This window comes from Thermococcus indicus, assembly GCF_006274605.1.
GTDB classification, from domain to species: Archaea; Methanobacteriota_B; Thermococci; order Thermococcales; family Thermococcaceae; genus Thermococcus; species Thermococcus indicus.
The window spans coordinates 1544193-1565583 of sequence record NZ_CP040846.1 but is presented as its reverse complement, the minus strand read 5'-3'; the positions used below and the strand labels follow the sequence as shown (position 1 = coordinate 1565583).

The following is a 21391-nucleotide window of genomic DNA, read 5'->3' as shown; positions in this document are numbered from 1 at the left end:
AATCTAATTAACGGTTTCGATAGGGTTATATACCAACGTCGGTAATTACCTACAGGTGGTGGCATGGGCAAGGTCAAGACGAGCGTTTACGTCGATGAAGAACTGTGGAGGGAGTTCAAGGAGCTGGCAATCAGGGAGGGAAGCGAGGTCAGCAAATTGCTGGAGGAGGCGCTGATGAACTACCTCATAAACGAGGTTCTGAGGGACATTGACGACTCCGAAATCCCACTGTGGTTCGAGCCACTCGACGTGGGGGGAGAGAGCAGTGAAAAGCTCCTGAGGGAGATGAGAGATGACCGGGAAGAGCGTTTACTTGGACAGTAGCGCAATCCTGAAGAGGTACCTGAACGAAGAGGGAAGCGACGTCGTGAGGAAAGCCTTCAGGGACGCCTACAGGGGTGAGGTGAAGCTGGCATTCAGCTTCTGGAACATTGGGGAGGTAATCGGGATACTCGACAAGAAGATGAGGAGGGGTCATCTCAGCTGGGAGGACTTTGACTTTCTGAAGAGGGGTTTTCTGGCCGAGGTAAAGAGGTTCACGAGGTTAGGTGTCCTGGAGGTCGTCCCCGTTCATTCCCTGCTCTTGGCCGATGCGTGGGAGTTGATTGAAAGGCACCACCTGTACCAAGCCGACGCCCTGCAGATAGTGTCCGCAAAGTACGTGGGAGCCGAGAGCTTCTACACCGCAGATAAGAGGCTTCATGAAGCGGCGGTTAAAGAGGGTTTGAACTCAATACTTCTCGTGGGGGGGAGGACATGAGAAAGTGGGAGCACTACGAGCACACGGCCGATGTGGGCATCCGCGGCTACGGCGAGAGCCTCGAGGGGGCATTTGAAGCGGTTGCCCTGGCGCTCTTTGACGTGATGGTTGACGTGAAAAAGGTCGAGAGCAGAGAATGTCGCGAGGTGGAAGTTGAGGGCGAAGACTTGATGGCGCTCCTCTACAACTTCCTTGAGGAGCTCCTGGTTCTCCATGACATGGAGGGGCTTGTCTTCGGGGACGTTGACGTCGAGATAGAGAAGACCGAGGAAGGCTACCGGCTCAGGGCGAAGGCCTGCGGCGAGGTTCTCGACTACGAGAAGCATGGGCCGAAGGAAGAGGTGAAGGCGATAACCTACCACGAGATGAGGATAGAGCAATTGCCGGACGGGAGATGGATGGCGCAGCTGGTTCCGGACATCTGAGGTGGTTCCATGAGCGCGAGGGACAGGATTAAGGAGACCAATCCCGCCTTTTACGAGCGCTATTCGATGCTCGAAGACACCGATGAGTTCTGGGAGTTCATAATCCGACCCCTGCGGCAGAGCATAAGGGTGAACACCCTCAAGGCACCGCTTGAAGTGGTGGTTGAGAGGCTTGAGGAGGAGTTTGAACTCCAGCAAATTCCCTGGGTCCGCGAGGGCTTTTTCATCAACGTTGACAACCTCGCGAAGGTGCCGGAGCACAGTTTGGGCCTCGTCTTCGGTCAGGAAGCGAGCTCCATGATACCCCCCGTCGTCCTCGGCCCCAAACCTGGTGAGCTGGTTCTCGACATGGCCGCCGCGCCGGGCTCGAAGACGGGCCAGATGGCCCAGTACATGAATAACGAGGGCTGCATAATTGCCAACGACCCCAAAATAAGCAGGGCGAACGTTCTCATAGCGAACCTCAACAGGATGGGGGTTCTGAACACCCGGGTGAGTGTGAAGGACGGCGTTTACTTTGCCCGCTTTGAGAACCGCTTTGACAGGATCCTGCTGGATGCCCCGTGCTCTTCGGTTGGCATGATACGGAAGAAATGGAGGTTCCTGACGGAGTGGCGCATGAAAGAGGTTGTCAGGTACATGAACATCCAGAAGAGGCTCATCATGGCGGCTTATAGGGCGCTCAAGCCCGGTGGAACGCTGGTTTACTCCACCTGCACCATAGACCCCATAGAGAACGAGGAGGTCGTCGATTACCTGCTCCGGAAGACCGACGCGAGGCTCGAGCGTATAGACCTGCCCGTGAAGACCAGCGAGCCGGTTCTTGAGTGGGAGGGGAGAACTTACTCGGAGGAGCTGAGAAAGGCCCTGAGGATTCATCCCAACGACAACGACACCGAGGCGTTTTTCATCGCAAAGATTGCAAAGCCGGAGGGAGGAGCATGAGTGACAATCCGAGGGCGGAGATAGGGCAGACGAATGACGCCGAACTCGTCAAAAGGCTCCTAATCGAGAACTACGGCTATGCGCCGGATCTCCGCTATGAGATACGAGGGAGGTACCACAAGGTCTACGCATGGAAGCCCTGCTCCCTTGAAATCAGGGGCCCCGACAGAAACGGGGTGTACTTCGGCAGGGTGGAGAGCGACGGGATAAGGCTGAGCATCGAAGGCTCCTTCCTCGTTGGGCCGAAGGCCACAAAGAACGTCGTTGAGCTGGACGACGGGAGTGCCAAGCGGTATCTGGCCGGCGAGAGCGTGGAGATCGATGATAAGAACCTTCACGGATGGGTGATAGTCAAGTGGCGCTCCTACTACCTCGGCTCGGCCAAGGCCAAGGAAGGCAGGCTCATCAACTACGTGCCGAAGGAGAGGAGGCTGAAGCTCGAAGACCCCGCGAAAGCTTAAAATAACGTTAGGGTAATCTAAACAGGAGGTGGGAGGATGGTGCCGCTGAAGAGGATAGATAAAATACGCTGGGAGATTCCCAAGTTCGACAAGCGTATGAGGGTTCCGGGAAGGGTTTACGCTGACGACCAGCTGATAGAGAAGATGAGGGGAGACAGAACCCTTGAGCAGGCAGCGAACGTTTCGATGCTCCCAGGCATCTACAAGTACTCCATCGTCATGCCCGACGGTCACCAGGGCTACGGCTTCCCGATTGGGGGAGTGGCGGCATTTGACGCGAAAGAGGGCGTCATAAGCCCCGGGGGTGTGGGATACGATGTGAATTGTCTCCATGAAGAAACCGAGGTCATAAGTGATTTGGGGTTCAAGATTCAGGTAAAGGATCTTCCCGAATCATTCAAAAGGGTTCCACTAAAGGTTTACGACGCAAAAGAAGGCCACAACGACCACTCCAGAATAATGTTGGTCGCGGAAAGGGATAGCGACGAGGAGATATATGAAATAAAACTCGCAAGTGGGAGGGTTCTTAAGGCCTCAGGAGACCACCCTATACTTACTGAGAATGGTTACATAAAGGCAGAGGACTTAAAGCCCGGTGATTTGGTAGCAGTCTATCCATTCGAAGGAGTCGAGTACGAAGAACCAGAACCAAGGGTTCTTTTAACTCACGAAGATTTCAAAAACGAGGGCAGGCAGCTGGTTAGGTACTTGGAAGAGAGGGAACTTCTTCCACTGAGGATGGACGACCCAAGGATAGGTATTCTGGCGAGGATACTGGGATACTTTATAGGTGATGGATCCTTTGACATTTATCGTGAGAAAAATGGAAGGGAAAGGATAGTCACAGTCTTCTACGGAGACGAGGAAGGGCTGGAGGCCCTTAGGAAGGATCTTGAGTTCTACTTTAACATCAAGGCATCCAGAGTTTACAAGAGAACCAGAAAGGAAAACATCAAGACTGCATGGGGGGAGTTTGAGACCACAGGAACTGAGTACTCAATAAAGGTTACATCAAAGGCGTTTTCAAAGCTTCTTATCAAGCTGGGTGCCCCTGTGGGCAAGAAAACTGATGTTGACTTCGACGTCCCAGAGTGGGTTAAAAAGGCTCCCAAATGGATTAAGCGGAACTTCTTGGCAGGACTTTTCGGCGCGGACGGAAGCAAGCCAAGATTAATATCCAGCGATTACAAGTACACTCCGAATTCTATATCCTTAACCGCAGTTAAGACCAAGGAACTTGAAGAAAGCCTTGTAAAGTTCATGAATTCGATTAAAGAACTGCTGGCAGAGTTTGGGGTTACCTCGCATGTAAGGAAAGTCAAAGAATACGGCAATCGGGTAATGTACAGGCTTGTAATATACTCCAACACAAGAGAGATATACAACTTCCTATCCAAGATTGGCTACGAATACACCGCCCAGAAACCCTACGCACTGATTTTCGCGGAATACTTGAGAAGAAAAATTGTGATAGGAGAAAACATCTCAGAGAGCAACTTAGTCCGGAGAAACAGAAAGATGAGAGAACTTCTACCTGACTTCGAGAGTTTCCTCAAAACCTACGGGCTTGAAGGCGGCTTCGTGCTTGATAGGGTAATCGAAATTAGGAAGATAAAAAGCGACTCCAAAAAGCTCTACGATATCGGCGTCTATCACGGTGCCCACAACTTCATAGCCAACGGTGTGGTAGTTCACAACTGCGGCGTTCGCCTAATCAGAACGAACCTCACCGAGAAGGAAGTGAGGCCGAAGATAAAGGAGCTCGTCGATACCCTCTTCAGGAACGTTCCGAGCGGTCTTGGAAGCAAGGGGCGCGTGAGGCTCCACTGGACCCAGCTCGACGATGTTTTGGCGGATGGAGCCAAGTGGGCCGTCGACAACGGCTACGGATGGAAGGAGGACCTCGAGCACCTTGAGGAAGGCGGGAGGATGGAGGGCGCCGATCCCAACGCCGTTAGCCAGAAGGCGAAGCAGAGGGGTGCTCCGCAGCTCGGTTCCCTCGGCTCAGGAAACCACTTCCTCGAGGTTCAGGTCGTTGATAAGATCTACGACGAGGAGACAGCCAAAGCCTACGGCCTCTACGAGGGACAGGTCGTTGTCATGGTTCACACAGGTTCGCGTGGCCTCGGCCACCAGGTGGCGAGCGACTACCTCAGGATAATGGAGAAGGCCAACCGGAAGTACGGGGTTCCGTGGCCCGACCGTGAGCTCGTGAGCGTTCCCTTCCAGACCGAAGAGGGACAGCGCTATTTCTCCGCGATGAAGGCAGCGGCCAACTTCGCCTGGGCCAACAGGCAGATGATAACCCACTGGGTCAGGGAGAGCTTCGAGGAGGTCTTCAAGAGGAAGGCTGAAGACATGGAGATGAGCATCGTCTACGACGTCGCCCACAACATAGCCAAGGTCGAGGAGCACGAGGTCGATGGGAAGAAAGTCAAGGTGGTCGTCCACAGGAAGGGAGCAACGAGGGCATTCCCTGCCGGCCACCCCGACGTTCCAAGGGCCTACCGCGACGTCGGACAGCCGGTCCTGATTCCAGGCTCGATGGGAACCGCGAGCTACGTCCTGGCCGGTGCGGAGGGCTCGATGAAGGAGACCTTCGGCAGCTCCTGCCACGGTGCGGGGAGGCTGATGAGCAGGCATGCCGCAACCAGGCAGTACCGTGGTGACAGGCTTAGAAACGAGCTCCTCCAGAGGGGAATCTACGTCCGCGCGGCTTCACTGAGGGTCGTCGCAGAGGAGGCTCCAGGAGCCTACAAGAGCGTTGACAACGTCGTCAACGTCGTCCACCGGGCCGGCATAGCTAAGCTCGTCGCGAGGATGCGCCCGATGGGCGTCGCCAAGGGCTGATTCCCCATTTCACGTTTCTCCTCTGTTCAAATTTCGTTATTGAGGCAATAAAGGTAGAAATTCCAGAGTTCTAACGAAGATCCTGCGTCATGAATCTGACGTACGCCACTGCAAAGGGAAGAAGCAGAAAGACCATCAGCATGGCCAGGTTGTTGATGGCGAGTGCAAATGCCTCCCCCATGGGAGTGTAGTAGTTGGCGGCGGGGTCGCCTGAGAACACTGCCATCATGAGGGAAGCGTAATGGTGGGCGGGGTTTATGAAGTGGAGTCGCCCCTCCCACAGTTTTACCCCCTCCTTCCAGGCCTCAAAAGCCGGGGTTCCATACGGGGGCATCTCCCCGGCGAGGTGTTCCGCGATCAGCGATACCAGAAGGCCGTATATCATCGTCATGAAAACGGCGGTTCCAATTGCCACAAGCATGGAGCTCTCGGACTTTCTGAACACCGTCGAGAGGAGGAGTGAGAAGCTCAGGAACACGAGGGTGTATATCAGCGTGACCAGAAAAGCCAGAAAACCCCTGAACACGGATTCACCGTCCAGGGGAATGCCAAGTATCATCAAAAAGGCCACCGTGAATACGTAACCTGAGAACACGACCACGGAAAGGAGAATGGCATTGCCGAGGAACTTCCCGTTTATGACCTCGTCCCTGTAAACCGGATGGCCCAGCAACACGCGAACCGTTCCCGTCTCCAGTTCCCTGTTGATTGCATCCGCCCCCAGGGCCGCCCCCATTATCGCGCCGAGTATCGTGAAGAAGGTGAAGTTCACCGAGAGCATGAACGATAGGGGGGTCATGTACATGTTGCCCCCAGCCCCAAACAGTCCCAGGTTGTTGTAACCGACGGAAGGCTCGGTGAACCTCGTCACATCGTCCTTGATTGAATAGGCCAGCAAAAGAAGAAAGAGGACGTATATGGAGATTAAAATAACGAAACGTTTGCTCTTGACGGCGGTGTAAAGCTCCTTTGTGGCTATATTGACGACGCTCATCTCCTGCCGACCCTCCTCATCATCCATATCACGACGCCGAAAGTGAGGATGAGTATCAGGACTCCGATGTAGGCGGACTTTGAGCTCTGGGTCACCCTTACCGTTATCTGGGTGCTGGCCTGCGCCTGATCTCCTTTGCCCGTGATGGTGATCTGATACGTCCCGGCGGGTGTCGTTTTTGGAACCTTTATGGTGAGCGTTATTCTCTGGGTGCTCGAAATCACCTCTGAACCGCTTGGGCGACTGATGTACATCGAGCCCAGCTCCGGAACAACCTCCGGAACCACCCTCACCTCCCATCCCTGGGGAGTGCTGACCTCGAATTTCACGTTGGTTACTGGAGCAGTGCCCGTGTTGTCCAACGAAACGTACGTGACTCCCTCGCGCCCGGCTTTTATGCTCACCACTGGATTGTCGGGGTACATGTGGAATTCGTACTCACCGATGAGCTTCACAAGGAGCTCGACCGTCTTTTCGCCATCCGAACCCCTGATGACGACGGTGAGGTTGTGGTCGCCTGGGAGGGCGTTGTAAGGGGGTATTATCCTCAGCGTCACGTCCTTTGATTCCCCAGGATTTATCCTCACACTCCTAACGGGACTCTGGGCGTAGTAAAACTCGACGGACCACTCCTCGGGAAGCCCCCTAACCGATAAGGAGTAGGTATCCTCGTTCTTTCCGAGATTCTTTATGGTCAGCGAGTACGAGCCTACGGATCCAGTGGAGACAGTGAGTGTATCCCCCTCGCCCTCGACCTGGAAGTAGTAGGGCAACTTGGTCAGGGTCACTTCAAGGCTTTTCTTCTCCCCATCGTCAATGCTCAGCGCCTCGGTGGTGCCTTCGTAGCCTTCCTTTTCCACCCTCAGCTCGTATTTCCCAGGAGGCACTTTGAGCTTGGCTTTTCCGTAGGCATCGGTTAGAATCTTCTTGTCACCGGCCACTATTTTCGCACCTTTCACGGCGTTTCCTTCCTCGTCCCTGACCGTTACCTCGATTTCTCCCGGCTCTCCCCTGTGGGTTTTGTAGACGTAGATTCCGACGCGTTTTTCGTTTCCACCAACTGAAAAGTCCACCCAGTGGTTTCCAACGCTCGCATTCCTGGGAACTTCCACCACCAGGAAAACCTGGACGGCACCGTCCAGGGACAGCGTTCTGACCCTCTTGTCCCCCAAGAGGAAGTAGGCGCTCCATCCAGATGGCATCCCGTCGACGCTCAGGCTAACCAGCTGAGCCTTTCCCCCGGTGATTTTTACAGGGAACTCGACGGTCTCTCCGGCCTCCACCTCCACGACGGTTACGGGGACATCAACCTTCAGGGAGCCCTCCGCAACGACGGAAATCTTTAGGGTTACCACATGGTCCCCCACTGTTACGACCACACTTCCCGTTCCCTCGTAGGAATCCGGAACTTCAACGTGGAGGGTGAGGGTTGTGGATCCTCCTGGCTGAACGTTGATGGAGCCAACCGCATAGCCGTTGCCCCCAACAACAGTAACTTTCCATCCCTTCGGGAACTCCAGAACATTTACGAGGAGCGTGAGCTCTTCATTTCTGGTATTGTGAACGGTGATGGGAATGTCCGCCTCTCCCGAGGGCGGAAGGGTTACCTCGTTGAACGGATAGTAAACCTCGTAATCCCCGTTCGCTTCAAGGGTGGGTTTTACAGTCACGGCGTACACTTTAAGTATTGAATTGTTGTAGGCGAAGGCCAGCGATTCATAAGTTCTGGTGGAGTTGGAACCAACGCTCAAACGGCTTCCGTTGATGTCCAGAACCACCTCATTCTCGGCTGAGGATACAACCTTTACCCTGTATCCATTCACGCTGAAGACCCCGCCCGGAGAAGGTTTAAGCTCCCTAACCTCAGTGGATTTGTAGTACACCAGCAACAGAACATCATCGCGGGAGCTGTCGTGGCTCCCCACCACGACCCTTAGATCCCCTGTGGTTTTAACTTCGTACTGCCTTGCTATGTCGAGAATATCCTTCCCCCGGTAAACTATGGCACACGGCTCCATGGTGGGTTTCTCCAGCGTAACCTCAATAGTGTAATTTCCGATAACCAGACTCTCCCCCACCTTTACCCGGCCTTCAAAAACCTTTATCCACGGCTCGGAACTGACCATTGGGAGGGTTGAAACAACCAGGAGCATTAAAACGGCCAGCGCAACCTTTTTCATTTCTCCCCCCTCCGGTAGATTGTCTTCAGGAACACGTCCTCAAGGCTCGGCTCCTCTATTTCAAGACTGACAATGGTTATCCCCCTACCGGCGAGATACTCGGATACGGCTTCCCTTATATCGTCCGTGGCAAATATTATGGCCCTGTTGTTGGAAATCCTCTCCATCCTTATTATTCCGTCAAGATCAAGCTCCGGAATTGGCTGTTTGGTCTCAACCTTTATCTCGTAGCCCTCGAGCTCCATGAACTCCCTCTTTATCTCCTCCAGCGTTCCAACGGCCCTGAGCTTGCCACCGACGATGATCCCCACCCTGTCGCTCAGCTCCTCAACCTCGCTCAGTATGTGGGACGAGAAAAAGACTGTTTTCCCCTTGCGCCTTTCTTCCCTCACTATGCTCTTCACCAGATACGCTCCCTCCGGGTCGAGTCCGCTGGTCGGCTCGTCGAGGATGAGCACGTCCGGTTCGTTTATCAGCGCCTGCGCGAGGAGAAGGCGCTGCTTCATACCCTTGGAGAAAGTCTTGGCCTTTCTGTACCTGGCGTCCCACAGACCGACCAGCTTGAGAAGCTCCCCTATGCGCTTTTCCTTCTCAGCGTTGCTCATTCTGTAAAAGTTTGCGAAGAATTCGAGGTTCTTCCAAGCGGTGAGCTCGCCATAGACAGTGGCATTCTCCGGGAGAAACCCAATTCTATCCTTAACTTTTATGGGATCTCTAAAGATGTCGTATCCCAATATTTTTACTGTTCCACTGTCAGGGATTACTAGACCCAACATGCTTAGTATCGTCGTAGTTTTTCCAGCGCCGTTTGGTCCAAGAAATCCAAAAACATCTCCCTGATGCACATTCAAACTTAAATCGTCGACAGCTTTAGAATTCCCATAACTCTTCGCGAGGTTTTCAATCTCTATAGCGTACATGCTATCACCTCAAATCAGCTTTCATGAACTTTGTATAAGCCATTGCAAAAGGCAAAATGAGCATAACAAGTAGTGTGGCGATATTTTCCCACACCAGTTCAAGGCTCTCTACGATTGACCTTTCCTCCACGACACTCTGCTCATAAGCTAAGGCCGATATTATATCGCTAATTTGAGGCCTTCCTCCAAAGAGCATCCTGATTATCTCCTGATAATGATAGTTTGGAGAGATATAAAGGATTCTCTCCGCTGTTATTGTCAGTTTGGTTAACCATGCCTGATATGCTGGGTCTTTAAGGAATATCTCCTGAAGTTGATCTTCGGTTAGATCTGTAGTGTTCTCCGGGATGTTGGGAACTGGAGGCAAGCCAGCCACTGCAAATGCTACTATCCCAGCGATTACTGAAAGTAAAAAGCCAAAGAAGACAAACAGGAAAATTGACATTATTAGAGCATTTTTAGATTCTTTAATGAGCGTTGAAATTAACAGCCCTAAGCTCAAGAAAACTAATCCATAGAGCGTGCTGAAGGGAAAAGTTGCTAAAAACTTCATCAGGTCATCCCTGGTTATTGGAACTCCTGAGATTAGTGCAAAAGCCACTGTTAAGATATAGAACAACGCTAGGGCTACGCTAAGGGTTAACAAACCCCCCAGGAGCTTGCCAGCAATTATTTCGTCCCTATATACTGGCCTTGAAGCTACCAATTTCAGGGTTCCTTTTTCAATTTCTTCGTTTATTGCAGTTACTCCGAGGAGAATTCCCAACAAAGCCACTGAGTAGTTGAACGCATTGGAGAAGCTTGAGAGAAAGAGCATTTGGAAAGGCGTTTTATATAAGTCCGCACTTATTCCAAGTCTTTTTGAGCTGTAAATCATCCCCAGAGAGATTATTGCAAAGAGAGCTATTATTATTTGAAATTTTCTTGTTCTGATACTGACCTCGAAATCCTTCATCGCTATATTGATGGCTTTCACACTCATCACCGGTTCTTGAATGGCGATTAATTTGTTTAAAATAGTTACCTTTTGTATATTGTCACTTGTTCAAACAAAATTATAAGAAAAAAAAACACAGCGACAATAATTATGGAGGAAACTTTAAATAGTATATATGGTATCTGCGGATGGAAAATTGGAGGTGTCTCAAATGTGGAGGAAGGCTTTAGTTATAGGATTGGTGTTGATGGCAATTGGGATGGTAGTTGGAGGAGCTGCTGAGCATGAAAGCTTTATAGTATGGAAAATCACACACTCAGAAGCCATGGGAACTGCAGCTACAGGAGCTTCTGGGGCCATAATAGCCGCTGCTATTTCTAAGAGTAGTCTTGCTGGTCTTGCATTGCTTGGGGCAACCGGAGTAGGCATTGTAGCAGCTGTAGGGATTGGGTTGTGACTTCAACTTTTTAACTTTTTTAGTCTTTGAGGTGAAGGTCAATGAAGGATGAGAAGAAAGCATTCCTGACACTCTACGGGGCTAGTTTGATTATGGCAATAACGATTTTTCTATATTTAACGAGGATCAAGGGCTACACCACTGAAGACATGACGAAGGTAGCATTAATGGTGCTCCTACCAGTACTAGCTTTTCATTCCGTTGGGGGAGCAGTCATATTAAAACATTACAAAGGCAAAGAGACAAACACATAATGCAGAATGGTGTGATAAAATGATTAGAAGATTGATTTATGCATCCATGCTTTTCTTTATTTTTGGAATTATTTCTGGTTTATTTTCAGCTTCTCACAATGATTATTCCGCTTATTTTGGCTTTGATCCTTTTGATAATTCTAATCCGGGCTTTTTGTTCTTCTTCAAACACAACATTAAAGTTGCACTTTTACTCTGGTCAGGCGCTTTAACCTTTGGAGGGATAACTTTGCTGGATTTAGCATTTAACGGCATGATTTTAGGTTCAGCCGTTAAAACTACTATAGAGCAGATAGGTTTAATAAAAACCTACTCCTAATCCTCCCTCATGGCATTTTTGAGATTCCAGCCTTAATTATTGCTGGTGCTGCTGGTTTTAAAATTCCTTGCGAACTGTTAAGGTTTGCTTTGGGCAAGAAGGAAGAGATTATTGGCGAAGAAGACGCTAAAGAGTTCTTCAAGCTTGTGGCGATTTCAGTAGTCTTGATTTTCATCGCTGCTCTAATTGAGAGCACGATAACACTTAAAATCGCCGAAAGCTTAGCGTGATTGGAATGTGGAAGAAGGCTCGGAATAGGATTTGTTATAATGACCAGACACTAATTTAGTGTTAATGGCAGTGAGAGAAAAATGTTTGGAAAAATCAATGCAATACTAATGTCTACTGGGGGACCAACTTTTACTGGCACCATTTTTCTTTTAGATACCTTGCGTTTAGGGAGAGGATGTCGGTGGACCCAAGAAACCAGTGGTATTAAAAATTGCAGGTATAACTGAGGTCATAGCTTCTCTGGCATTTTTAATCTTAACCTGAATTGTCGAAAGCCGGGATGAGTGAATAGGAGCTTGGTACGGAGCTCGCGAAACTCAGTATTGGAGCTTTGGTCGGTTTCCTGTGGATTTTGTTTGAGTGCACATAATTAAGAGCCCCGAAATGTTGAGGAGCACAACCTGCCGGGGCAATGGCAGCCGCACTCGGGCCACGCTGATCTGTCACCGGGGGTTAGCTTCACCAATATCATTTTCGAGGACTCCGAAGGTGTCTCAATGAGAAGAAGCAGCTGAAAGTAGTTAGGGGTATATACCCTCCTGTGCAGGTTTTCGATGGTGGTAATCTTAGAAATGGCTACCTTGGCGTTGATAGTCCTCGCAGGCTACCGGTTGACTGGGGAGAAGATCCCAAAAATCTCCATTGGGATGCGCTTCCCTGGGTTATGGTGGGTTTTATTCTCAAGGATATCCGGGCTGTTATTCGCATACTTCAACAACAAAACTTAGCCATGCTCCACATACTTTTATATCCTCCCCGAACAGAGGGGGAGTGGTGAGACCATGGAGTTGACCCATGTTGATGAAAAGGGCGTTAAGATGGTGGAGGTCGGCCATAAGACGGAAGTTTTCAGGAAGGCCACCGCCAGGGGCAGGATAAAACTGAAGCCCGAGACCATCGAGCTGATAAAATCCGGGAAGACGCAGAAGGGGAACGTCATAGCCACCGCCCAGATAGCGGGAATCCTGGCCGTTAAGAAAACGCCCGAGCTGATTCCGCTCTGCCACCCGATACCGCTCACTGGGGTTGATATCTCCTTCGAGTTCGGTGATGACTACATAGAGGCCACCTGCGAGGTTCGCGCCACCTACAAGACGGGGGTTGAGATGGAAGCCCTAACCGGCGTTACCGCCGCCCTGCTGACGATTTGGGACATGGTAAAAGCCGTCGAGAAGGATGAGAACGGCCAGTATCCGTTCACGAGGATCGAGGGCATTCACGTGGTCGAGAAGGTGAAAGGAACGAATCAATCCCTGCAGTAGCCGAGGACGAAGTACTCCAGGGCCTTCGAGAGGTCGTCGAGGAGGAAACCGAGGAAGAACAGCAGGAACGTTCCGAGCGGATATTCCTTGAAGTAGCTCCAGACGAGCCACCACACGGTGCCCCAGATTATGATGCGGGGCACCTCCATGACGACCATGGATTTCCTGGAGACCTCCCTCAGAAGGAGGCGCTTAAGCCCGTTCTCATCGCGGGCGATGTAGCGCCCTGAGCTTGGCCATTTCTTTTCATGGAGCCGTTTGGTGTGCCTCGCCAAGAACAGCCGGCCCTTCGGGAACTTCAGCACGTAAACGTAGTCCCCGTAGCTCGAGGCTATGAACGACTCTATGGCGAGCTCGATATCAATGTCCCTTTGAAATTCCAAGACGTATGCTCCTTTCCGGCGGAACCCATCAACTATCTCCTCCGGTTTGAACTTGTCGAGTTTGAGGACCCTTATGTGATAGCTCGGGCCCAGGAACCTCCAGATTATCATAGTACTCAGCTCATTAGTATGGAGACACTATCGGGGATTTAAATTTATCGGGTGGAGGTTCAAAAAATATTTCAATGAAGAAGTACAGAGAAAATCACTGGTGGTGTCCGTGAACATACTCCTCTTTGGTCCTCCTGGGAGTGGAAAGAGCACCCATGCCAAAAGGATAGTCGAGCGCTACGGTCTGACGTATATCTCCTCGGGGGACATAATCCGCTCGGAGATCGAAAAGAGAACCGCCCTTGGCGTTGAGATGGACAACTACCTGTCGAGGGGTGAGCTGATACCCGACACGATAGTGAACACCCTGATAATATCAAAGCTCCGCAGGCAGAGACACAACTTTATCCTCGATGGATACCCACGAACTCCCGAACAGGTGATAACCCTCGAGAACTACCTCTATGATCATGGAATCAAGCTGGACCTTGCGATGGAGATATTCGTAGACCTGAAAACAAGCATCGAGAGGATCTCGGGCAGGAGGATATGCTCCAGCTGCGGTGCCGTCTATCACGTTAGGTTCAATCCACCAAAGCGGGAAGGTATATGTGACCTTTGCGGGGGACGGCTTGTTCAAAGAAAGGACGACATGCCTGAGATCGTCGAGCGCAGATACAGCATATACGCAAAAAACATGGAACCGATAATAAAGTTCTACAGGGGGAAGGGAATATACGTCAGAGTGGACGGGAACGGGGGAGTGGAAGAGGTGTGGAAGAGGATACGTCCTCTACTGGATTACATCAGTTCTCGGGAGTCCCTTTTCCAAGGACGCTCATAAGCTCCCTTATGTCGTCCATCCTTGAGAGTTCCTCCGCTTCCTTTTCTATCTCGTCGAGCTTTTTCATGATTACTCCTATCTTTTTGTCGCCCGGGTCCAGAACCTTGGCCTCTACGGATATGTATCCAGCGTTGAGGGTCCTGAGGTATGAGGTTGACTTGCGTTCAAGTTCTTTTGCTAGGGCCTCCTTATCATGCGGTGACTTTTTCTCCGGAACGAGCAAGGTGATCGTCAGTTTGGGCCTTCCATCCACTGGCATTGTTAACGTGATGGTGGAAAATTCAACCCGCTTGTCCTTCAGGTAGATTACAAGTCCCTTCCCCAGCCGTTCTATCGTTCTCCGGATATCATCGGGACAGTTCACCACGAGGCTGATTTCTTCTTCCTTCCGCGGCTTTCTGGCCGCCTCTATGGTTCTGAATCCCGCCACCTGAAACCTGGCGTCGTACAGCCTCCCAAACGTGCGGGTGGCGTCCTCGGCCAGCTTCTCAAGGAGGCCCGATATTATCGAGTCCAGCTCGCCGGGAAGAAACGTCTCGGGCCTGCGGATTTCGAAGAGGAATGCCAGCTTTATAACCCTCCCAACCGGCTTCACACCGACTTTCATGCCAACGAGCTCCACACCTAGGGTTTCGAGGGCGTCCTGTATAGGGCCCGCGAAGAGCTTCTCGACCACGGGATAGTACTCGGGGGGTTCAACGGTTAGCGCTGTCATTTGATGATTCTACGGCGAAATCACTTTAAGGGTTTCCATCGGAATCCTTTCGGTGAACCTAATGCGGGTGAAGTTTTACGCAACCTTCAGGGAGATAATTGGGAAAAAGGAGATTGAGGTTCACGGGGTGAGGACCGTCCACGAGCTCATAGATTACCTCGCCGAGCATTATACTCCGGAGATAAAGAGGCAGCTCCTTGGAACGCCCCGCGTCGGCCCGGATAAGCCCATAGACGGCATGGTCCTCGTCAACGGTCACAACGTTCTTCACCTCAAGGGCCTCGATACCGAGCTGAACGAGGAAGATGTGGTTCACATATTCCCTCCCGCGGGGGGTGGTTGAATGGCGGTCGCGGAGCTCTGCCTCTTCCCGCTCGGCACGGAGAGTCCCAGCGTCGGGGAGTACCTGCGTCCGGTTATCGACGTTATAGCCTCCAGCGGGCTGAAGTACCAAGTCTGTCCGATGGGGACGGTGGTGGAGGGTCCGGTGGATGAGATCCTCGAACTGGTTAAAAGATGCCACAGGGCGATTCTGGAAGCTGGGGCAAAGCGCGTCGTGATAAGCCTCAAAATCGACGACCGCGTTGATAAGCCGCTGACAATCGAGGGCAAGGTGGGCGTCTGAATGGTCGAGTACTTTGACAGGATAGCCGAACGCTACGATGGGTGGTACCGGACGAAGACGGGCCGCTACGTGGACAGAACGGAGAAATGGCTGATATTCTCCATGCTGCGGACCGGAAGGGGAAGGGCCCTCGACCTCGGCTGCGGGACCGGGAACTACACCCTGGAACTCAAAAGAATGGGCTTCGACGTCGTCGGCCTCGACGCCAGCGAGGGAATGCTGAGGGTAGCGCGCTCGAAGGGTCTGAACTGCGTCAGGGGAGACGCCTACAGCCTGCCGTTTCCGGAGGGGAGCTTTGACCTCGTTCTGAGCGTCACGATGTTCGAGTTCATCCACGAGCCAGAAAAAGTCATCTCCGAAATTTACCGCGTCCTGAGGCCGGGGGTGAGGCGGTCATCGGCACCATGAACGGACGCAGCGCATGGTTCCTCTTCAAACGGCTTAAGAGCCTCTTCGTTGAAACCGCCTATCGCTATGCTCGCTTTTACACTCCCGACGAGCTTGAGGAGCTCCTCCTGGGGGCGGGATTCGGGGAAGTTGAGAGCGCGGGGGTAATATTCTTCCCATCGTTCTGGCCCTTCACGGGGCTGGCTGAGAAAACGGACAGGAAGTGCCACAGGAAATGCAAGAATCTCGCGGCGTTCGTGGCGGTCAGGGGGAGGAAGGTTTGAGGAGAATACGGCTCATAACCCGCGAGGAGGCGTTTAAACGCGCGGAGCACATAATGAACGAATACAGGGCGGCCTACGGTATCGATTTTGAGATAGAGCATTCTTTCCTACCTGTGGAGCTTCTCGTCCCAACACAGGCGGAGCTCAGTGAGGTGAAGCTTCTCGTGGTGCTGGAGGAGATAAAACACGGGTACGATGCCCCGATAACGGTCATACCCTACGGGGGGCGCTACTATATCCTCGACGGCCACCACAGGGCCTTTGCCCTCTGGAAGCTGGGCTTCAGGGAGGTGGAGGCGCTCGTGCTAAGGCCGAAGGTTCGGTTCCTGCCGGGGGTTGTGAGGACCGCGGAGAAGAGCGGGCTTAAGGACCTTGGAGGGGTAAAAATAGTCAGGGATTAGGAGGGCTCAGCCCTCCCAGATTACGTACTCCTTCTTCGTTATGAACACCGGCTCCACGCGCTTCTTGACTATGACAACCTTGTCCTCTCCGTACTCCTGGTAGAGCTTCTCGATGTACGCACTGAAAACATCGGACGGCATCGATGCCTGCGCCCTTATCACGTTGTCGCCGGCCTTGACGCTCAGCTCCTTGACCGGAACGTAAGTTATGATGTCCTGGTGGGGCTCGAGGTAGAATTCGTCCTTTTCTATGTCCTTGCCGTTGGGGGCGACGTAGTAAACTATGCTCGCCCTGAGTGCAAGCTCCACGTCGCTGTAGTCCTTCCTGAACGCAGCCTTAAGCTCGAGCTGGCCGCTCTGCCCTTCGTCGAGTATGTAGCTCGGATTGGCGACCTTCCCGTCCACCTTGGGCTCGCCGTTGAGCACCCCAACGGGGCCGTCCTGAACCAGGATGAAGCGGTAGCCCGTGGCGTTCGGCACGAAGAGGCTGACCTCGACCGGGCTCTCGTTGAGGTGGTTTATGCTGAGGCCCTCGGCGAGGGTCTCCCTCTTGATGAGCTCGGTTCCGTTGTAGGCCTCGAAGATGAGCGTCGCGTCCTTAACGTCCCTGCCGAAGGCCGAAATCCAGAGTCTGAGCTTCTGCTCTCCGAGCGGGAGTTTTCCTCCTCCAGTCGTGCTGTAGAAGGCCTTCCAGGTGCCGTTCTCGTACTTGTCAATTCTGTAAACCGCGAACGGCCTGAACTCGTAGGTGGAAACTCCACCGTCATTGTGGACCGGCTTGAAGTTGGCGAAGAGCTTCTGAGCGTCCCACGGCTCGAAGGAGTACGGAATGTGGAAGGCGAGCCTGACGAAGTTGCTGAAAGCTATCTTGTGGTACACCAGGAGGCCGTAGTTGCCGGAGAGATAGAGGACGTAGGGTATGTCTCCCCTGCCGTTTATTATCCTGCCGTCCAAGAGATCAACCGTCATGACGGGCTGATATGCTGCCTGGCCGGTGTTTATGTACACCACTATCTTTCCGCTCTCATTGGCATACTGAATGTACTGCATTGGTACAACCTGAAACATCGGTGCGTTCCGGTATTCTCCGTAGGTTATGGCACCACCGAGGTAGCTTATGGCGTTGAACTTGTATATGTCCTGCTGCCAGACTATAAGGTAGTTAAGCTCCCAGGCCTCGAAGTCCTGCTCGCTCTCGTTGCCGTAGTGGGAGAAGAAGTCCGCGACTATGTAACGCCTGTCGTAGGCGTGACCACCGTCCGTGGCGGAGCGCCTGTGGCTGAGGAGGCTTGACTCAATCCAGTAGCCGTAGTCCCACCAGCTCGTTGCGCTGTCGAGCGGGTGGCTGTTCTCCTTCAGCCAGTTGAGGGTGTTCATCCAGTCCGCGGGTACGGAACCCTGCCCCTTGGCCGTGCTTTTGGCGATGTTGCCGGTGTACTGGGCCCCGATTATGGGCAGTGGCAGGAACAGGATTATCAGCAGGATTGCGTAGAGGGCCTTGGTCGTGGCGCTCTCCTTCATGTTCTCCACGAAGAGGAACGCCTCGCCTATCGCAACGCCTGCCATGAGGAGTATGGCTCCCGAAGCCTGGAACACGAAGCGAACCGCGAGCAGGAGCAGGTAGAGGGAGCCGGCGTAGTATGACACCATGAATATCTCCCTGTGGCCTGTCAGGTCGTTTTTAACGAGCTTCCTCACGAACCTCGCAGCCACTGTAATGAATCCGGCGACGGATAGTATGAAGATTATGGCGTCATTGCTCTTGACGCTGTAGTAAGCTGCTATCGTCTTCCAGTCCGTCCTGGCGAGCTCAGCAACCGTCTGGTAGAGGGGGTTGGACTGGGAGGCGCTTCCGAGGAACTTGAGCAGGTCTCTGCCGAAGTAGCCATAGAAAGCCAGGAACCCAAGGATTGCTATGGCGATGATGGTTCCAAACCGGTGCTTCTTGTCGGAGTAGTTGAGGCCTATCCGCTCGCCGTAGATCATTATTGCGACAAGAGCGCTCAGGGCTACAAGGCCCTCAATAGCAAACACGAGGAAGCTTCTGATGCCCACTAGCCTGGTGTACGAGAACGCCAGTCCCATAACAAGGGAAAGCCCAAAGAGCGGGAAAAAGTCCCCCACGAACCTTTTAAGGGCGTCCATCATTCCGAAGGTGAAAAAGACCACCACTGTAAGCCCTGCAAAGAGGAGCAGAATTCCGACACCGAACTGGCTTCCGGTCCAGACCGCCATGTAGAGAACGCTAGTTATGAGGAAGAGGACCCCTCCCGCTACCTTTTTCCAGTTCCACTTCTTCTCATCGAGGTATATCAGGAGGAAAAGCACCGCGTAGAGGAAGAACATCATGAACGGACCTTCACCGCGGTTGTTGCCGGAGTAGGTCTTGCTGAAGTTGGCGTAGGAGAACATCATAAACGCGGCTGCCCAGAGGCCGGCCCAGCTGGAGTGGAGCTTCTTTCCAAGGAAATAAACTGCTATAATGGTCATTGCCCCAACGAACGGGGGCCAGAGCTTGAACGCTCCCAGCTGGTCGTAGCCGAATATGGATACGATTTTGTAAAATATTGCTTGGACCGTGTAGAGACCGAGGTAGCCGCCTGCTTTTACTCCTGCCGGCGGGTCGGCGTAGGCGAAATACTTGGGAATCCACTCGGTTATGGCCTGCCTGTACATCTCGTAGTGAAAGAACGTATCTGGGTCAAGGAAGGTCTTGTAGTTCGAGGTTATGTTTCTCAGTTTGAAGCCCAGATATGCGAGCAGGAGTGCTATCAGCGGAAGGCCGTAGCTCTTGAACTTTTGATAGTACCCAGGGAGGGGAGTGGTTTCCCCTTTTTTCTTCCGCTTTTCCTTAATCTCTGTTTTCACCATCCGGATCACCTCATTCAACGGTAACGGACTTTGCCAGGTTCCTCGGCTTGTCGGGGTCGTTGCCCCTCAAAACCGCCAGGTGATATGCGATGAGCTGGAGCGGTATGATGTACACGATGGGGGTTAGCAGTTCGTCGATGCCGGGCATCTCGATAAAGGCGCTGGAGACGCGCCTCAGCTCCTCCCTGTCCCCCAGGCCGATTATGAACGCTCCCCTCGCCCTCGACTCCTCCACGTTGCCCATCATCTTGTCGAAGGTCTTCCCGCTCGGGGCCACCGCGACGACCGGGACGCCCTCTTCGAGGAGGGCCAGCGGTCCGTGCTTCAGCTCGCCGGCGCTGAGACCTTCGGCGTGGATGTAGCTTATCTCCTTGAGCTTGAGAGCCCCTTCGAGGGCGGTTGGCACGTTTATGCCCCTTCCAATGTAGAAGAAGTCCCTCCTATCCGCGAGACTCTCGGCGAGTTCCCTGAGGGCAGCGTCGTGCTTAAGGACGCTCTCCACGAGGTCGGGAACCCTCTGAAGGCCGTCCTCCAGGGAGGAGAGATACGCCTCATCCGCCGTTCCGAGAACCCTCGCGAGCTCGATGGCGAGCATGGTCAGGACGGTGAGCTGGGTGGTGTAGGTCTTGGTCGCGGCAACGCCGATCTCCGGTCCGGCGTGGGTGTAGAGGGTCATGTCCGCCACGCGGGTGGCCATGCTGCCGACGACGTTGACTATCGCGAGAACCTTGGCACCCCTCTTCTTCGCCAGCTTCATCGCCGCGAGGGTGTCGGCGGTTTCCCCGCTCTGGGTTATCGCTATCACGAGGGTGTCCTCGTCTATCAGATCCTCGAACTCGTAGCGGAACTCGCTTGCGTCTTCAACGATCGGAACCCTCTTCGCGAGCCTCTGGAAGAGATACCTGCCCACGAGACCGGCGTGGTAGGAGGTGCCCATTGCGATTATGAATATCTTCTCGTAGCGGGCTATCTCCTTCGCCGTCCTCTTCACGGCGTCGATGTTGCCGTGGATTGCGTCCTTTATCGCCCTCGGCTGCTCGTATATCTCCTTGAGCATGAAGTGTGGATAGCCGGACTTCTCGGCCATTTCCAGCGTCCATTCAATCCTCTGGACAGGCTTTTCAACGACCTCGCCGGTTGCGAGCTTTTTGATAACGTAGAAGTCCTTTCCTATGACTGCGTACTCACCGTCGTCGAGGAAGATGGCCCTGTTTGTGTACTCGAGGAAGGCCGGCACGTCGCTGGCCGCGAAGTTCTCGCCGTCCCCTATTCCAAGGACGAGGGGACTTTCGTTCCTCACGAAATAGAGCCGGTCCGGTTCCCCGGCGTAGATTATGCCAAGCGCGAAGGAGCCCCTCAGTTTCAGGAGGGCATTCCTCATGGCGTCTTCGAAGCTGGGGGCGCTCTTAAGCTCCTCCTCTATCAGGTGGGCTATAACCTCGGTGTCGGTATCGCTTTTGAAGGCGTGCCCCCTGGAGAGCAGGTACTCGCGAATCTCGGCGAAGTTCTCGATTATACCGTTGTGAACGAGCGCTATCTTCCCGGTGCAGTCGGTGTGGGGATGAGCGTTAACATCGCTTGGAACGCCGTGGGTGGCCCAGCGGGTGTGGCCTATTCCCCTCTTCCCGGGCATCTCAAGGAGGCCGAGCTTTTCGGTGAGCTCGTCTATGGCGCCGGCCCCCTTCTTTATGAAGAGCTTTCCTTTGTCCTCAGTTACAACACCGGCGGAATCGTACCCCCTGTATTCGAGCCTCTTGAGCCCCTTGACTATTACCTCGCACGCGGCCCTATCTCCGATGTAGCCTATTATTCCACACACGGCAACCACCCGCTTT

Annotated in this window: 21 protein-coding genes and 2 pseudogenes; 15 read left to right on the top strand and 8 right to left on the bottom strand. The window is 53.0% G+C overall.

What is annotated here, in order from left to right; translation table 11 throughout:
• Positions 1-63: 63 nt before the first annotated feature.
• Genes FH039_RS08545 through FH039_RS08520 form a run of 6 tightly spaced genes read left to right on the top strand, consistent with a single transcriptional unit; the run spans position 64 to position 5441 of the window.
• Positions 64-324, top strand: a complete 261-nt coding sequence (locus FH039_RS08545; RefSeq protein WP_139680972.1) for a ribbon-helix-helix protein, CopG family — start codon at positions 64-66, stop codon at positions 322-324.
• On the top strand, positions 293-760 hold the full coding sequence (locus tag FH039_RS08540) for a type II toxin-antitoxin system VapC family toxin (RefSeq protein ID WP_139680971.1): 468 nt from the start codon (positions 293-295) through the stop codon (positions 758-760). The genes FH039_RS08545 and FH039_RS08540 overlap by 32 nt, the downstream gene beginning before the upstream one ends.
• Positions 757-1185 carry an archease gene (locus FH039_RS08535; protein WP_139680970.1) on the top strand — a complete coding sequence of 143 codons (429 nt, stop codon included), beginning with the start codon at positions 757-759 and terminating at the stop codon, positions 1183-1185. Before FH039_RS08540 ends, FH039_RS08535 begins: the two co-directional genes overlap by 4 nt.
• A gap of 9 nt (positions 1186-1194) precedes the next feature.
• The gene (locus FH039_RS08530; protein WP_139680969.1) at positions 1195-2130 is read left to right on the top strand and encodes a tRNA (cytosine(49)-C(5))-methyltransferase; all 936 of its coding nucleotides are present in this window, start codon (positions 1195-1197) and stop codon (positions 2128-2130) included.
• Positions 2127-2591, top strand: coding sequence for a methyltransferase RsmF C-terminal domain-like protein (locus FH039_RS08525; RefSeq protein ID WP_139680968.1), 465 nt, complete (start codon positions 2127-2129; stop codon positions 2589-2591). The genes FH039_RS08530 and FH039_RS08525 overlap by 4 nt, the downstream gene beginning before the upstream one ends.
• A gap of 36 nt (positions 2592-2627) precedes the next feature.
• Positions 2628-5441 (top strand): RtcB family protein, encoded by a 2814-nt coding sequence (locus FH039_RS08520; RefSeq protein WP_139680967.1) that lies wholly within the window; start codon positions 2628-2630, stop codon positions 5439-5441.
• Positions 5442-5511: 70 nt separating this feature from the next.
• Here FH039_RS08520 and FH039_RS08515 read toward each other — a convergent pair whose 3' ends face one another.
• From FH039_RS08515 to FH039_RS08500, 4 genes are read right to left on the bottom strand one after another with little or no spacing between them, the layout of a single operon-like run.
• Positions 5512-6435 (bottom strand): ABC transporter permease, encoded by a 924-nt coding sequence (locus FH039_RS08515; RefSeq protein WP_139680966.1) that lies wholly within the window; start codon positions 6433-6435, stop codon positions 5512-5514.
• On the bottom strand, positions 6432-8615 hold the full coding sequence (locus FH039_RS08510; RefSeq protein WP_139680965.1) for an NEW3 domain-containing protein: 2184 nt from the start codon (positions 8613-8615) through the stop codon (positions 6432-6434). The genes FH039_RS08515 and FH039_RS08510 overlap by 4 nt, the downstream gene beginning before the upstream one ends.
• Complete coding sequence (locus tag FH039_RS08505) at positions 8612-9535, bottom strand: ABC transporter ATP-binding protein (RefSeq protein ID WP_139680964.1); 924 nt, start codon at positions 9533-9535, stop codon at positions 8612-8614. The genes FH039_RS08510 and FH039_RS08505 overlap by 4 nt, the downstream gene beginning before the upstream one ends.
• 4 nt (positions 9536-9539) lie before the next feature.
• Positions 9540-10517 (bottom strand): ABC transporter permease, encoded by a 978-nt coding sequence (locus FH039_RS08500; protein WP_240703199.1) that lies wholly within the window; start codon positions 10515-10517, stop codon positions 9540-9542.
• A 166-nt stretch (positions 10518-10683) separates the two neighbouring features.
• On the opposite strand from FH039_RS08500, the gene FH039_RS08495 reads away from it, so the two are divergent.
• From FH039_RS08495 to moaC, 4 genes and pseudogenes are all read left to right on the top strand, one after another.
• Positions 10684-10929 (top strand): hypothetical protein, encoded by a 246-nt coding sequence (locus FH039_RS08495; protein WP_139680963.1) that lies wholly within the window; start codon positions 10684-10686, stop codon positions 10927-10929.
• A gap of 41 nt (positions 10930-10970) precedes the next feature.
• Positions 10971-11183 (top strand): hypothetical protein, encoded by a 213-nt coding sequence (locus tag FH039_RS08490; protein ID WP_139680962.1) that lies wholly within the window; start codon positions 10971-10973, stop codon positions 11181-11183.
• Positions 11184-11202: 19 nt separating this feature from the next.
• Positions 11203-11732 (top strand): annotated as a pseudogene (locus FH039_RS08485) (stage II sporulation protein M).
• Positions 11733-12515: 783 nt separating this feature from the next.
• The gene (gene moaC, locus FH039_RS08480; RefSeq protein WP_139680961.1) at positions 12516-12995 is read left to right on the top strand and encodes a cyclic pyranopterin monophosphate synthase MoaC; all 480 of its coding nucleotides are present in this window, start codon (positions 12516-12518) and stop codon (positions 12993-12995) included.
• Here moaC and FH039_RS08475 read toward each other — a convergent pair.
• Entirely contained in the window at positions 12980-13489 is a 510-nt protein-coding gene (locus FH039_RS08475; protein ID WP_139680960.1) for a hypothetical protein, read from the bottom strand. The genes moaC and FH039_RS08475 overlap by 16 nt on opposite strands.
• A gap of 109 nt (positions 13490-13598) precedes the next feature.
• Between FH039_RS08475 and FH039_RS08470 the strand changes: the two genes are divergently transcribed.
• Complete coding sequence (locus FH039_RS08470; RefSeq protein ID WP_139681772.1) at positions 13599-14273, top strand: adenylate kinase; 675 nt, start codon at positions 13599-13601, stop codon at positions 14271-14273.
• Here the strand turns inward: FH039_RS08470 and FH039_RS08465 are convergent.
• A complete protein-coding gene (locus FH039_RS08465) occupies positions 14236-14988 on the bottom strand; it encodes a hypothetical protein (protein WP_139680959.1) in 753 nt (250 codons plus the stop codon). The genes FH039_RS08470 and FH039_RS08465 overlap by 38 nt on opposite strands.
• Before the next feature lie 61 nt (positions 14989-15049).
• Here FH039_RS08465 and FH039_RS08460 point away from each other — a divergent pair, with 61 nt between their 5' ends.
• The 4 genes and pseudogenes from FH039_RS08460 to FH039_RS08445 all read left to right on the top strand — a co-directional run bounded on the left by FH039_RS08460 (position 15050) and on the right by FH039_RS08445 (position 16685).
• Positions 15050-15331, top strand: coding sequence for a MoaD/ThiS family protein (locus tag FH039_RS08460; protein WP_139680958.1), 282 nt, complete (start codon positions 15050-15052; stop codon positions 15329-15331).
• On the top strand, positions 15332-15613 hold the full coding sequence (locus tag FH039_RS08455) for an MTH1187 family thiamine-binding protein (RefSeq protein WP_139680957.1): 282 nt from the start codon (positions 15332-15334) through the stop codon (positions 15611-15613).
• Positions 15614-16284, top strand: a pseudogene (locus tag FH039_RS08450) (class I SAM-dependent methyltransferase).
• The gene (locus FH039_RS08445) at positions 16281-16685 is read left to right on the top strand and encodes a ParB/RepB/Spo0J family partition protein (protein ID WP_206206150.1); all 405 of its coding nucleotides are present in this window, start codon (positions 16281-16283) and stop codon (positions 16683-16685) included. Before FH039_RS08450 ends, FH039_RS08445 begins: the two are co-directional and overlap by 4 nt.
• 6 nt (positions 16686-16691) lie before the next feature.
• On the opposite strand, the gene FH039_RS08440 is transcribed toward FH039_RS08445, so the two are convergent.
• Together FH039_RS08440 and glmS are read right to left on the bottom strand one after the other, a co-directional pair.
• Positions 16692-19556, bottom strand: coding sequence for a peptide transporter (locus FH039_RS08440; RefSeq protein WP_139680955.1), 2865 nt, complete (start codon positions 19554-19556; stop codon positions 16692-16694).
• 10 nt (positions 19557-19566) lie between these two features.
• Entirely contained in the window at positions 19567-21375 is a 1809-nt protein-coding gene (gene glmS / locus FH039_RS08435; protein ID WP_139680954.1) for a glutamine--fructose-6-phosphate transaminase (isomerizing), read from the bottom strand.
• Between the last annotated feature and the right edge of the window lie 16 nt (positions 21376-21391).